Source organism: Rhizobium sp. NFR07 (genome assembly GCF_900111905.1).
In the GTDB taxonomy this organism is placed as follows: domain Bacteria; phylum Pseudomonadota; class Alphaproteobacteria; order Rhizobiales; family Rhizobiaceae; genus Neorhizobium.
Map to the genome: position 1 here is coordinate 303,086 of NZ_FOKM01000004.1, position 13,528 is coordinate 316,613.

Consider the following 13,528-nt stretch of genomic DNA (forward strand, 5'->3'; position numbering starts at 1 on the left):
CGTCAGTCGTAAATCGTGAGGCTTCAGTGGACAGCGCCAGCCAATTGGATCCGGTAAAGCAGGAAAACGTCGACCGCATCCTCGATGCGGCGGAGCGCCTGTTCAAGCACTACGGATATTCCAAGACGAACGTTGCCGACATCGCCAAGGACCTCGGCATGTCGCCGGCCAATATCTACCGGTTCTTTTCGTCGAAGGCGGAGATCCACAAGGCGCTGGCAAACCGCATGCTGGCGGCCAGCCGCGATGTCGCGGTCGTCAACGCCAAGCGCCCGGTCAGCGCCACCGAGCGGCTACGTGACCATTTTCTGCAGCAGCACCAGATCACGGTGGAAACTCTGCTGCACGAGAACAAGGTGCACGAGATGGTGGTTGTCGCCATCGAGGAGCAGTGGTCGGTCGTCGAGGACCACATCATGAAGCTGCGGCTCATCGTGGCCGGTCTCGTACGCGAAGGGATTGCCAATGGCGAGTTTCGCGACCAGGACGCCGATTTCGCCGCCGAATGCCTCTGTGACTGCATCGTGACCCTCTGTCACCCGCAGATCATCGCGGAATGCCTGATCGAGAACCGGAAGACGGTGCCGGCCGATCTCGTCGATTTCGCTCTCAGAGCTTTGAAATAAAGCCGAGACAAAACGCAACCTGATTTAACAAACCGGCACCTCACGGGTGCCATGATCAACGCATCGCGTGGAGTGAAGACCATGTCTTCGATCGTGAATGGACGTTTTGCATCCCTCTCGAAGGGTATTCTTTTCGCAGCAGCGCTCGGCGCGCTCAGCGCCTGCTCGGATGACGAGAAGGTCGAGGCGCCCGATCCGGTGCGGCCGGTCAAGGTCGTGCAGGTCGCAGGCCCCGATAGCGGGCGCATCTTCATCTATTCCGGCTCGGTCCGGGCACGCACCGAGATGAATCTCGGCTTCCGCGTTGCCGGCAAGATCACCGAGCGCCTCGTCGATGTCGGCGATCGGGTGGAGCCCGGCACCGTCCTCGCAAGGCTCGATGCGGTCGATTACGAACTGGCCGTGCGCCGGGCCGATGCGGATCTCAGCGCCGCCGGCAAGCAGGTCGATATTACCGGCCTCGCCCTTCGCCGCGCCGAGACGCTGGCACAGAAGAACGTCACGCCGCAGTCGCAGCTCGAACAGGCGCAGCTTGCCGCCGACCAGGCACAGTCGCAGCTGCAGTCGGCCGAGTCGGCGCTGGAGCAGGCGAAGAACCAGGTCGCCTACACGGAACTGAAGGCCACCCAGAGCGGCATCGTGACCACCGTCAGCGCCGATGTCGGCCAGGTGGTCAGCACCGGCTCGGCGGTCCTCGCCGTTGCCGTCGATGGCGAAAAGGAAGTGCAGATCGCGGTGCCGGAAATGGATATCGCCCATTTCAAGCCCGGCAAGACGGTGAAGGCCAGCTTCTGGTCGGCCCGGGATCTGGCGCTCGATGGCAAGGTCCGCGAAGTCGCCGGCAGCGCCGATGCCCAGTCCCGCACCTTTGCGGTGCGTGTCAGCCTGCCGGGTGACGAGCGCGTTCTGCTCGGCACGACCGCGACGATCACGGCGGGTGAAGACAATGCAGCTCCGGCCTTCGGCCTTCCGCTTGCGGCTCTCGCCCAGAAGGACGGCAAGCCGGTCGTCTGGGTGGTCGATCGCGACAAGGGGGAAGTCAGTTCCCGCCCGGTCGTGGTCGCCGGCTATAACGACGACGGCGTACGCGTCTCCGAAGGTGTTTCGATCGGCGATCTCGTCGTCTCGGCCGGCACGCAGTTCATGAAGGATGGCCTGAAGGTCAGGCTTCCCGAAACGGTCGCCTCGCGCTTCGGCAGCGTGTCCAGCCAGTCCACCGCCTCCATCCAGCCCTGATAGCGGCACTGAAAAGGATCTGAGACCATGAGCTCCTCCTCCCATCAGCCCGCCGATCCGCTGGAAAAGCAGAAGGAAAAGGGCAGTTTCAACCTGTCTCGCTGGGCAATCGGCCATCCGAGCATCGCGCGCTTCCTGTTCGGCCTCATCATCGTCATGGGTGCCCTCGGCATCATGAACATGGGCCAGAAGGAAGACCCGGACTTCACCTTCCGCGTCATGGTGGTGCAGAGCGTCTGGCCGGGCGCGTCCGTCGAGGACATGCAGAACCAGGTCGTCAACAAGATCGAGCGCAAGCTGCAGGAAACGCCGCATCTCGACTGGGTCAAATCCTATACCCGCGCCGGCATCGCGATCACGCAGATCCAGATCAAGGGCGATACGAACGCCGACGAGGTGGCTGACGCCTTCTACCAAGTGCGCAAGAAGGTCGGCGACATCAGGCAGGACCTGCCGTCCGGCCTGCTCGGTCCTTATTTCAACGACGAGTTCGGCGACACCTACATCACCCTTCACGCCATCATGGGCGAGGGCTACACCTATCCGGAACTCAAGGATTTCGCCATCCAGGCCCGCGACATGCTGATCGCAACGCCGGGTGTCGAGAAGGCCGTCATCCTCGGCGACCAGCCGGAAAAGATCTTCATCGACGTCTCCTCCAAGGCGCTGGCCGAACGCGGCCTGACCATTCCGAATATTCAGGATGCGATCGCCGGGCAGAACACCGTCGATCCCGCCGGCAGCGTGCAGACGGCTGACCGTTCGGTGCGCATCTCGGTCGAAGGCGACGTCATGACGCCGGAAGACATCCGCGAACTGCGCATCCGCTCCGGCGACCAGGTCTACAGGCTCGGCGATATCGCCACCGTCAAGGCCGGCCTCGAGGACCCGTATCAGCGCAAGTTCCGCTTCAACGGCCATGACAGCGTACAGCTCGGCGTCGTGATGGCGAACGGCTTCAAGGTCACCGATGTCGGCCACGCGGTCGAGGAGACCTACAAGCGCTTTGCCGAGACGCTTCCCGTCGGTGCCGAAGTGCAGCAGATCGCCAATCAGCCCGAAGTCGTGACCGAAGCGGTCGGCGAGTTCACCCAGGCGCTGATGGAAGCTCTCGTCATCGTGCTTATCGTCTCGCTGATCTCGATCGGCTGGCGCTCGGGCATCGTCATCGCGATTGCCATTCCGCTGGTGCTCGCGGCCACGCTTGCCATCATGTATTACCTCGGCATCGAGCTGCAGCGTATCTCGCTCGGCGCGCTGATCATCGCGCTCGGCCTGCTGGTAGACGACGCCATGATCGTCGTCGAGATGATGGAAAGAAAACTGGAGGAGGGGCTGAACCGTCTCGACGCGGCAAGCTTCGCCTATTCCTCCACCGCCTTCCCGATGCTGACCGGAACGCTGATCACCACCGCCGGCTTCATTCCGGTCGGCTTCGCGGATTCAACTGCGGGCGAATATGTCCGCTCGCTGTTCTACGTGGTCGGCATCGCTCTCGTCGTGTCGTGGTTCGTAGCGGTCTATTTCACGCCGTGGCTCGGCTACATGCTGTTGAAGCAGCGTGCCCATGCCGGAACCGGCCACCATCATGACGCCTATGACACCCGCATGTATCGCGGCGTGCGCCATGCCGTGACCTGGTCCGTGCGCCACAAGGCGATCGTGCTTCTGGCGACGCTCGGCGTCTTTGCCGGCAGCCTGTGGTCATTCCAGTTCATCCCGCAGAGCTTCTTTCCGCAGTCGTCGCGTCCGGAAATCCTGGTCGACATGTGGCTGCCGGAAGGCACCGCGATCGAAGAGGTCGAACGCCAGGCGAAGGCTCTGGAGGCACGCGTCCTGCCGGATCAGGACAAGACCTTCGTCGCTACCTTCATCGGCGAGGGCGCGCCGCGCTTCTTCCTGCCGCTCGACCAGCAGCTCCGCAACCCGAACTATGCGCAGCTCCTGATCATGTCCAAGGGCCTGGAAGAACGCGAGCGGCTGATCGTCAAGCTGCGCAAGATCCTCGCCGAAGACTTCCCGACCGTGCGCGGCAAGGTCGACCGCCTGTTCCTCGGCCCCCCGACCGGCTGGCCGGTGCAGATGCGCGTCGTCGGACCGGATCGTGGGGAAGTGCGCCGCATCGCCGACCAGGTGAAGGAGCGCTACTACCAGAACCCGCTGTTCGGTTCGATCCACGACGACTGGATGGAGCCGGTGCCGGGCATGAAGCTCGTCATCGACCAGGACCGCGCCCGTGCGCTCGGCGTCTCGTCGCAGCGGGTCCGCCAGATGCTGCAGGCCGCGACCTCCGGGGCTCCGATCAGCGACTTCCGCGACGGCGAGGAAACGGTCTCGATCGTCGTGCGTGAGCCGGATGCGACCCGCGACCTTCTCTCTGCCGTGCAGTCGGTCTATGTGCCGACCGATTTCGGCGGCTTCGTGCCGGTGTCGCAGATCGCCCGCGTCGAACCGGTGCTCGAACAGGGTATCGAATGGCGCCGCGACCGCCTGCCGACGATCACCGTCAAGGCGACGCTGCCCGACGGCATCGAGGCAACCCAGGCATCGCTCAACTTCTACAACTCGATCGCCGACCTGCGTGCCGCACTGCCGGCCGGCTACAAGATCGAGATCCAGGGCGGTGCCGAGGATGCGGCGGAAAGCCAGGCCTCGATCGCCGCCAAGGCGCCGATCATGCTGCTCGTCATCATGCTGCTGCTGATGGTTCAGCTGAGGCATTTCGGCAAGGCGATGCTGGTGCTCGCCACCGGTCCGCTCGGCATCATCGGCGCGGCCATGGCTCTGCTGATTACCGGTGCGCCCTTCGGCTTCGTGGCGATCCTCGGCGTCATCGCGCTGCTCGGCATCATCATCCGCAACTCGATCATCCTCATCGACCAGATCGACCAGGATATCGCGGCAGGCATGCACAGGCAGGAAGCGATCGTCGGTGCTGCCGTCCGCCGCTTCCGTCCGATCATGCTCACCGCAATGACCGCCGTCTTGGCTCTGATCCCGATTTCCTGGGGCCTGTTCTGGGGACCGCTCGCCTATGCCATGATGGGCGGTATCCTAGTCGCCACGGTACTGACCATCCTGGTCCTGCCCGCCGGCTACGCCCTGTTCTTCGGCCGCGAGCCGAAGACGAAGGAAGACGAAAACCAGCCCGCCAATCAGGGCGAGCTCTTCGACGACCATCGAGACCTTCCGATGGCCGCCGAATAATGCCGAGACGCCTGCCAGTTCCCGGCAGGCGTCTCGGTTTCCCCTTATCGACGGATCAACCGAACAGATCCCCTCACTTGCGATTTCTAAGACTTAGCTGAAGCTAAGATCTTGAAATCGCTTTCTCTCCCACAAGGGGAGAGATAACGGGGAAGCCCCCTCGACGCCTACCTCTCCCCTTGTGGGAGAGGTTACAAAATCAAGATCTTAGCCAAAGGCTAAGTCTTAGATTTTGTTGGTGAGGGGATATGACGCGACGCCCTTCCCACATTGCCTCTGGAAACGCTGACCAACCGAAGTCTATGGTGGGCGGGTACATGGCATCGAGGAGGATGAGGCATGAACGACAGCGCAGTGCGGACCGACGAGATCCTGTTCGACCGTATCGGCTCGGCGGCAGTCATTCGGCTCAACCGGCCGAAGGCGCTGAACAGTCTCAACCTTGCTATGGTCCATGCGATGAAGCCGGCACTGGAGCACTATGTGGAAGATCCGGCGATCTCCTGCGTCATCCTGGCCGGGGAGGGCGAGCGCGGGCTTTGCGCCGGCGGCGATATCCGCGCCATCCACGATCTCGGCAAGGCCAATGACCCGGAGGTGACGCGTTTCTGGCGGGAGGAATTTCCGGTCAACTACACGATCTCCCGCTATCCCAAGCCCTATGTGGCGCTGATGGACGGCATCGTCATGGGCGGCGGTGTCGGCGTCGCCTCGCATGGAAAACATCGCATCGTGACCGAGCGTACGCGGCTCGCCATGCCGGAGACGGGCATTGGCTATGTGCCGGATGTCGGTGCGACCTGGCTTCTCTCGAGGGCACCGGGCGAGGCAGGAACGTGGATGGGCCTGACCGGCGAAATCGTCGGCGCGGCGGATGCGATCTTCGCCGGCTTTGCCGATTATCATGTGCCTTCAGACAAGCTGGGTGACGTTGTCGACGCGCTGGGCAGACTGGAAGCCGGGGCCTCGGATGAGGACGTGGCGGCGGTGATCGACGGCTTTGCGACACCTGCCGGCGAAAGCAGTCTGGCTGCCCATCAGGCGGTGATCGACCGGGTCTTCGGTTCCGACAGGGTCGAGGAGATCATCGCCGCGCTCGAACGAGAAGATGGAGACTTCGCGGCGGCTACGCGGGAGACAATCGCCAAACGATCACCGACCAGCCTCAAGCTCGCCCTTCGCCTGCTCCGTCTCGGTGCCGGCAGCGGCAGCCTGATCGAATGCCTGGAGCGGGAATTTACGGTGGCGTCGGAGCTCCTGCGCCAACACGATTTCTACGAAGGCGTCCGGGCCGCGATCATCGACAAGGACCGCAATCCCAAATGGCAGCCGGCCATCCTGGCCGATGTGCGGGAGGCGGATCTGGATCGGTATTTTGCGGTCGGCCACCAGCCGCTGTTTCCGGAGCATCGGCTTTAGGTTGGCGACATTCCAGCCCGGTGTTCCACCCCCCCCTCTGTCCTGCCGGCCATCTCCCCCACAAGGGGGAGATCAGCTGGGCTCCTGCTCCCCGCTTCAAAGCCGACACCACTGTCACAGTTTTTCGCGGGCCGGCGTTTGATGCATGGTGGTGGTCGTGCCGCTTGTGATCTCCTCCCTTGTGGGAGATGCCCGGCAGGGCAGAGGGGGGAATGCGTCATTCGCCTTGCAGGCACCGGACGCGCCGATGCCCACGCCGGCGATGCCGCGTGGTTTCAAGTGGGAATGGGGCAGGCAGTGGTATCGAAGGTAGTGTGAGGTAGGTTTGTTTGCCTGCCCCGGCCGTTTCATATGGTCATCAGAGACGTGTCAGTTCCCGTCAGACCGCATGCACCGACCATCACCGGAAACCGGGCACTCTTCTTTCAAAGAGAAGCGACCCGATGAACGAGGAAGCTCGGTTCGCGAACCCGGTTTCCCATCCGATGACGGACCCATTCTCGCGCGGTGGCGAGGAGCGGGGATGATCGGCCGGGGCATCGATCGCCAAGAGGCTGAAATCAGCGCGAAGTTTCTTTGCGCAGCGCCGTTTTCGTCCCCGCAGACATTTGTCGTGATCGGCTATTCGCCGCCTGCCCATGGTGAAGCCGGAACGCGATCGATTCCGCACCGCAACCGATTTCTTTACTTGAGCGTTATGTTACACACTGCCCCATGGACGGGGTCGATTGGCCGTTGAAAGGACTGTTGCTTGAGTTCCGATGCTACATCGTTTTCGCGTGAAGATCTGGAAGCCGAGGTTGTTCGGCTCAAGGCCGAGGCCAGTGACGGCGAGGATGCGCTGCTCAGAAGCGACGCGCGCTACCGGGCGCTTTTCGAGGCGATCGACGAAGGCTTCTGCATCATCGAATTCATCGACGGCCCGCATGGCCCGCTGAGCGACTACGTCCATATCGAGGCCAATTCCGGCTACGAGCGGCAGACCGGCATACCCAATATCGTCGGCAAGAGGTTGCGCGAGATCGAGCCAGAGGCGGCCGACAAGTGGATCGAACTCTATGGCGAGGTGCTGCGAACCGGCCAGCCGGTGCGGTTCGAGCAGGAATTCGTCGCCATCGGCCGCCATATCGAGGTTTCGAGCGCGCGCGTGGAGCCCGCCAGCCTCAAGCAGGTGTCGGTGCTGTTTCGCGACATCACCACCCGCAAGCAGGCCGAGGCCGCGCTTCGGGCGAGCGAGGCGCTCGCGCGCGACAACATCCAGCGCGTCAAGCTCGCGCTTGCAGCCGGCGCGATCATCGGGACGTGGTTCTGGGATATTCCCGCCAATCGTTTCACCGTGGACGACGCCTTCGCCGAGGCATTCGGGCTCGATCCGGCGCTCGGGCGTAACGGGCTCAGCCTCGACACGATCACCGGGACCGTGCACCCCGACGACAAGGCGGCCCTCATCGAGGCGATAGAGGATGCCTTGCGTCGCGGCGGCCCTTACGCCCATCAGTACCGCACCCGCCGGTCGGACGGCAATTATTACTGGCTTGAAGCCAACGGCCGTGTAGATCTCGCGCCGGATGGCACGCCGCTCTATTTCCCCGGCGTGCTGCTGGATATCGAGGCGCGACGGACAGTCGAGGCGGAGCGCGATCGTGCCGCCGCCGCTTTGCGCGCGCTCAACGAAACGCTGGAGCAGAAGGTTGCCGAGCGCACCGAAGAACTGATGCAGTCGGAAGAACAGTTGCGCCACTCCCAGAAGATGGAGGCTGTCGGGCAGCTGACCGGCGGTCTTGCGCACGACTTCAATAACCTCCTGGCCGGCATTTCCGGCTCGCTGGAGCTGATGCAGACGCGCCTGGCGCAGGGCCGCATCAGCGATCTCGACCGTTATCTCACCGGAGCACAGGGAGCCGCCAAACGGGCCGCGGGCCTGACCCAGCGGTTGCTCGCCTTCTCCCGCCGCCAGACGCTCGATCCGAAGCCAGCGGTGCTCAACCGGCTCGTCGCCGGCATGCAGGACCTGATCACCCGCAGCGTCGGCCCGACGATCGAGGTCGAAACCGCGTTTTCGGGCGGGCTGTGGACCACGTTCGTCGATGTAGGGCAGCTCGAAAATGCGCTGCTCAACCTGTGCATCAACGCGCGCGACGCCATGCCCGACGGCGGCAAGCTGACCGTCGAGACGGCAAACCGCTGGTTCGACGAGAGAACTGCGCGCGAAAGGGGTCTGACGCCCGGGCAATATGTGTCACTCTGCGTCAGCGATACGGGCACGGGCATGTCGCCCGAGATCGTCGACCGGGCCTTCGATCCCTTCTACACAACCAAGCCGATCGGGCAGGGCACCGGGCTCGGGCTTTCCATGGTCCATGGCTTTGCCGGCCAGTCGGGCGGCACGGCGCGCATCTATTCCGAAGTCGACAAGGGCACGATGATCTGCATCTACCTGCCGCGCCATATTGGCGAGGAGGGAGCGGACGACGAGATAGCCGAGACGGCGAACGCCCCGCGCTCGGCCGACCACGAGACCATTCTCGTCGTCGATGACGAGCCGCTGGTCAGGATGGTGGCGGTCGAGATCCTCGAGGAACTCGGCTACCACGTGCTCGAGGCCGGAGATGGTCCAACGGCGCTGAAAATCATGAGCTCCGGCCAGCCGATCGACCTTCTGGTCACGGATGTCGGACTTCCGGGCGGCATGAACGGACGGCAGCTCGCCGATGCCGTGCGCGCCAACAGGCCTGATTTCAGGGTGCTGTTTGTCACCGGCTATGCCGAGAACGCCGTGCTGAACCACGGGCACCTGGAGCATGGCATGCATGTGATGACCAAGCCCTTCCTCAGCGACGCCTTTGCCCGCAGGGTGAAGGATCTGCAGTCGGAATAGCCGTCAGCGCAGCGGATGCCTTGCGCGACCTACGGTTTCGGGGCCTGCGGGTGATCGATGCGGTAGAGGCGGGCAAAGCCTTCGTCGGCGATGAGATGCAGATTGTCCATCCTGGGCATCAGCCTCAGCGGACTTTCCATGTCGGCGTTCATGACCAGCGCATAGTCGAAACGGTTCTTCCAGTCGCTCATATAGGGGTCGAGGCGATTTTCCGGCACGTTCAGCAGGTGGACGGGGAAGGGGATGGCTTCCGGAACCGCGATTTCGTTCCACGGAGCGCGCACACGCAGGGGCTGCTTGCCGGGCGCGGTGAAGAGATACGGCATGAAGGCGTCCCGCTCCAGGCTGACGATGGCGGGATAGTGCCAGAAACTCGGCACCACGCCGGCCACCATCCGCCCGATCGGCGCCTGGTTGATGTTGTCGCCGTGGATCTCGTGCAGCAGGGGCAGGACGGCGGAGCCCGGCGGAACCTGCTGCAGGGCGGCCTCGACCGATCTGACATCGGCTGCGCGCTGCAGCCAGACATATTCGACGAACGCAATCCGCGAGAGGACGACCAGCAGGATCGCCGGCAGCATCAGGGATTGCAGCCTGCCCCTGACATCGGGCCTCAACCCCGCAACGGCCGCCAGCACCGCCATGCAGGGTAGGCGGCGATCGATGGCGCCGGTATCGAACACCAAAGTGGGTACGAACACCGCAACGATCGCCGTCGCAATCGCCGCCAGCACCAGTCCCCAATGCACGCGAATGAGATCGCGCCTTATCGTTTCCCGAACCACGACAAACATCAGCAGCAGATAGAGGAAGTCTACGCGCAGGTCGTAGGTGGTGAAGTAGGTGAGCAGCAGCAGGGCACGCCGCAGCGACCAGGCATCGACCCAGTACATGCTGTCGAACAGCGACACATCCTTCTGGCCGGGTAGGGACGGGCCGAACAGGAGGAAGATGGCCAGCGGCACGAAGACCGGAGCGATCGCGACCACGACGCGCCCGGCGACGCCGAGCAGGGCTCTGGCTGTGCGGAAGGGAGCAAGCGACGGGCCGAATTCCAGCGCTGCCAGCAGGGCGGTGTAGAAGAGCAGGCCGAAGGGATGGGCGACGAGGAGCAGGGCTGCCGAGACTGCGCGCGACGCAAAGGTGACAGCCCAGCCACGGCCCTTCAGGCCCTGGTCGACATAAGCGAAGATCAGCGCCAGACCGAGGCTGATCAGGAAGCTGATGAAGCCGAAGAGGAAGACGGCGTTCCAGGCGAGTATGAAGCAGAGCAGCTGCCACCAATGAAATCCGCCGAAGAGCCTGCGATTGAGGAGCGCTACGCCGACGGCCGGCAGGAGTGCCGCAAGCCCGAGTACGAGCGGGCCGATGACATCCATCGAGACGATCTTGCCGAGCCCTGCCGCGACAAGGTCGATGGCGATATTGGTCCAGGCGACGTTCCAGTCGATTTCGTAGAATTGCGCCATATGCGGGCGCTCGATGCCGCCGGCCAGAAGCCACATGCGGACATAGTGGTTTGCGTAGTCGGTCATCGGCGGAAAGCGTACCGACAGGATCGGGATCAGCGAGGCGAGTGCCGCGACCATCAGATAGACGGCGGTCCGACGGCTTGCCGCCGACGATACGGCCTGCCCGGCCGTCGAGGGCGCGCCCCTGTCGTCCGCCGCAGACGTCACAGTCATCTCAATTTCGTCCGCTTCTCGGCGTCGGTATAGGCGTCCACCGCCTTCTGCAGGCTCTGGATGCTGCCTGCAGTCTCGCCCGCCATCTCGTCGCGGCGGATCTGGCCGATGGTGAACAGCGGCCGTCTTTTGACCTCCTGCACGACGCGGCCGAGATATTCGCCGAACACGCCCATGACGAAGAGCTGCGTGCCGGAGAAGAAGGAGATCGCGACGACCGAGCTTGCCCAGCCCGGAACGGCATTGCCGAGTGCCCATTCCGTGACCGCGTAGACAAGGATGGCAAAAGCGAAGAGCGACGAGACGAGCCCGAGCCAGACGGCGACGCGCAGCGGCTTGGTCGAGAAGCTGGTGAGTGCGTCGATCGCGAGCGAGACCATCTTGCGCAGCGGATATTTGGTCGTGCCGGCAAAGCGCGCATCGCGGGAGTAGGGGAAGGCTGCCTGGCGTCCGCCGATCCAGCTCACCATGCCGCGGATGAACCGATGCCGCTCCGGCATGTCGTTGAGGATGTCGACCACGGGGCGCGACATCAGGCGGAAATCGCCGGTGTCTTCGGGAATGGGGACCGAGGAAAGCTTGTTCAGCAGCCGGTAGAACAACGAGGCGGTAGCACGTTTGAAGGCGGTTTCGCCGGCACGCGCGATGCGCCGGCCATAGACGACGTCGAAACCCTCATCCATGCGCTTTGCCATCAGCGGCAGAAGTTCCGGCGGGTCCTGCAGGTCGGCGTCGATCAGCAGCACACGCTCGCCCCGGGCAAGCGATAGGCCGGCGCTGGCGGCGAGCTGGTGGCCGTGATTGCGGAAGAGCTGGATGCCGACGACGCGGGGATCGCGATCCGCCAGGCTTTCGATCATCGACCAGGTCGCGTCGGACGAGCCGTCGTCGACGAAGACGATTTCATAGTGGTCGGTGACGGCCGCGCAGGCGAGCGCCATCCGCCGGGCAAACTCTTCCAGAACGGCTTCTTCATTGAAGCAGGGAACGACGACGGAGAGTTCGAAATTGCTCATGCCGCCAAGCTAATTTCAGCGACTTAAAATAGAATTACTTTCAGATGATCGGACTGCGGAAGAACTCGGGCAAATATTGATAAACGAGCCGGTAGAAACGGGCACCTCGATACACGGGCAAAACCATTGCCGAATGAGGCGGAAAATGGACGAAAATTCTAATGGCGGTCTGTCGCGGGGAGGGCGGTTTCTCGCGGTTTCCTGGTAGCGCCGGTAGGTTTCCGCTCAGATTTCAATTCCCGGCCGATCCTTGGCCATGCCCGGAGACTTTTGATGAACCGCCTCCTCATTCTCGGCACTGCGATTGCCGCCCTCTTCGTAAGTCCCACGATCCATGGGCCGGCGATGGCGCAGGAACAGAAGCTGCTCAACGCCTCCTACGACGTTGCCCGCGAGCTTTTCGTCGCCGAGAACGAAGCCTTCATCAAGGCGCATCCGGGCGTGACCATCGACCAGTCGCATGCCGGCACCTCGAAGCAGGCGCGCTCGATCGTCGAGGGTCTGGAAGCCGACGTCGTGACCTTCAACCAGTCGACCGATATCGATTTCCTTGCCAAGCAGGGTTTTGTCGCGGCGGATTGGAACAAGGCTTTCCCGAACAACGCCTCGCCCTTCTATTCCTTCCCGGCCTTCCTGGTGCGCGCCGGCAATCCGAAGAACATCAAGGGCTGGGCCGATCTCGGCCGTGACGACGTCCATGCCGTCTTCCCGAACCCCAAAACCTCGGGCAATGCGCGCTACACCTATCTCGCCGCCTATGCCTGGGCGAAGGAGGAATACAAGGACGACCAGGAGAAGATCGACGCCTATATCACCAAGATCTTCGACAATGTCCCGGTCTTCGACACCGGCGGTCGCGCGGCCACCACGACCTTCGTCGAACGCGGCCAGGGCGACGTGCTGATCACCTTCGAAGCCGAAACCCGCGGCATCGAGAAGCAGTTCGGCAAGGACAAGGTGGAGAACGTCATTCCGTCGAGCAGCCTGCTCGCAGAATTCCCGGTCGCCGTCGTCGACAGGGTCGCCAAGAAGCACGGCACGGAAGAACTGGCCAAGACCTATCTCGATTTCCTCTACACGGAAGAAGGCCAGCGCATTGCCGCCGAATTCGGCCACCGCGTCCATAACGAGAAGGTCGCCGGCGAGTTCAAGGACCAGTTCCCCGAGATCCGCCTCGTCAATGTCGACGACGTGTTCGGCGGCTGGTCGAAGATCCAGTCCGAGCACTTCGCCTCCGGCGGCACACTCGACAAGCTTTACGGCAGCCGGTAATTCTTCCTCGAAGGTGGCCTTTCTCGTAAGGCCATCGCCTCCACCTCCTCATTCCTGTGCTTGTCACAGGAATCCAGCCAGCCCAAGTCTTTGGGCTGGAAAAGCTCTTTCGCCGCGCAGACGCGCGTCGGCTGGATCCCTGTGACGAGCACAGGGATGAGGGAAGCCACGAACTGCGACATCCAACCG

General features: G+C 63.1%; 8 protein-coding genes. 6 read left to right on the plus strand and 2 right to left on the minus strand.

Features of this window, described 5'->3' with window-relative positions; all coding sequences use genetic code 11:
• Window positions 1-26: 26 nt before the first annotated feature.
• From BM216_RS11105 to BM216_RS11125, 5 genes are all read left to right on the plus strand, one after another.
• Entirely contained in the window at window positions 27-626 is a 600-nt protein-coding gene (locus BM216_RS11105) for a TetR/AcrR family transcriptional regulator (RefSeq protein ID WP_092999038.1), read from the plus strand.
• A gap of 81 nt (window positions 627-707) precedes the next feature.
• Window positions 708-1,862, plus strand: coding sequence for an efflux RND transporter periplasmic adaptor subunit (locus tag BM216_RS11110; protein ID WP_092999040.1), 1,155 nt, complete (start codon window positions 708-710; stop codon window positions 1,860-1,862).
• Window positions 1,863-1,889: 27 nt separating this feature from the next.
• Window positions 1,890-5,069, plus strand: coding sequence for an efflux RND transporter permease subunit (locus BM216_RS11115; RefSeq protein WP_092999042.1), 3,180 nt, complete (start codon window positions 1,890-1,892; stop codon window positions 5,067-5,069).
• A 339-nt stretch (window positions 5,070-5,408) separates the two neighbouring features.
• Window positions 5,409-6,488, plus strand: a complete 1,080-nt coding sequence (locus tag BM216_RS11120; RefSeq protein ID WP_092999044.1) for an enoyl-CoA hydratase/isomerase family protein — start codon at window positions 5,409-5,411, stop codon at window positions 6,486-6,488.
• Between the two features lie 751 nt (window positions 6,489-7,239).
• Window positions 7,240-9,366, plus strand: a complete 2,127-nt coding sequence (locus tag BM216_RS11125) for a hybrid sensor histidine kinase/response regulator (RefSeq protein ID WP_092999046.1) — start codon at window positions 7,240-7,242, stop codon at window positions 9,364-9,366.
• Window positions 9,367-9,395: 29 nt separating this feature from the next.
• On the opposite strand, the gene BM216_RS11130 is transcribed toward BM216_RS11125, so the two are convergent.
• Both BM216_RS11130 and BM216_RS11135 read right to left on the minus strand, forming a co-directional pair.
• Complete coding sequence (locus tag BM216_RS11130) at window positions 9,396-11,051, minus strand: hypothetical protein (RefSeq protein ID WP_092999048.1); 1,656 nt, start codon at window positions 11,049-11,051, stop codon at window positions 9,396-9,398.
• Window positions 11,048-12,067: a glycosyltransferase family 2 protein gene (locus BM216_RS11135; protein WP_092999050.1), complete on the minus strand. Its 1,020-nt coding sequence runs from the start codon at window positions 12,065-12,067 to the stop codon at window positions 11,048-11,050. The genes BM216_RS11130 and BM216_RS11135 overlap by 4 nt, the downstream gene beginning before the upstream one ends.
• A 273-nt stretch (window positions 12,068-12,340) precedes the next feature.
• On the opposite strand from BM216_RS11135, the gene cysP reads away from it, so the two are divergent.
• Window positions 12,341-13,339 (plus strand): thiosulfate ABC transporter substrate-binding protein CysP, encoded by a 999-nt coding sequence (cysP, locus tag BM216_RS11140; RefSeq protein WP_092999052.1) that lies wholly within the window; start codon window positions 12,341-12,343, stop codon window positions 13,337-13,339.
• Window positions 13,340-13,528: the final 189 nt, after the last annotated feature.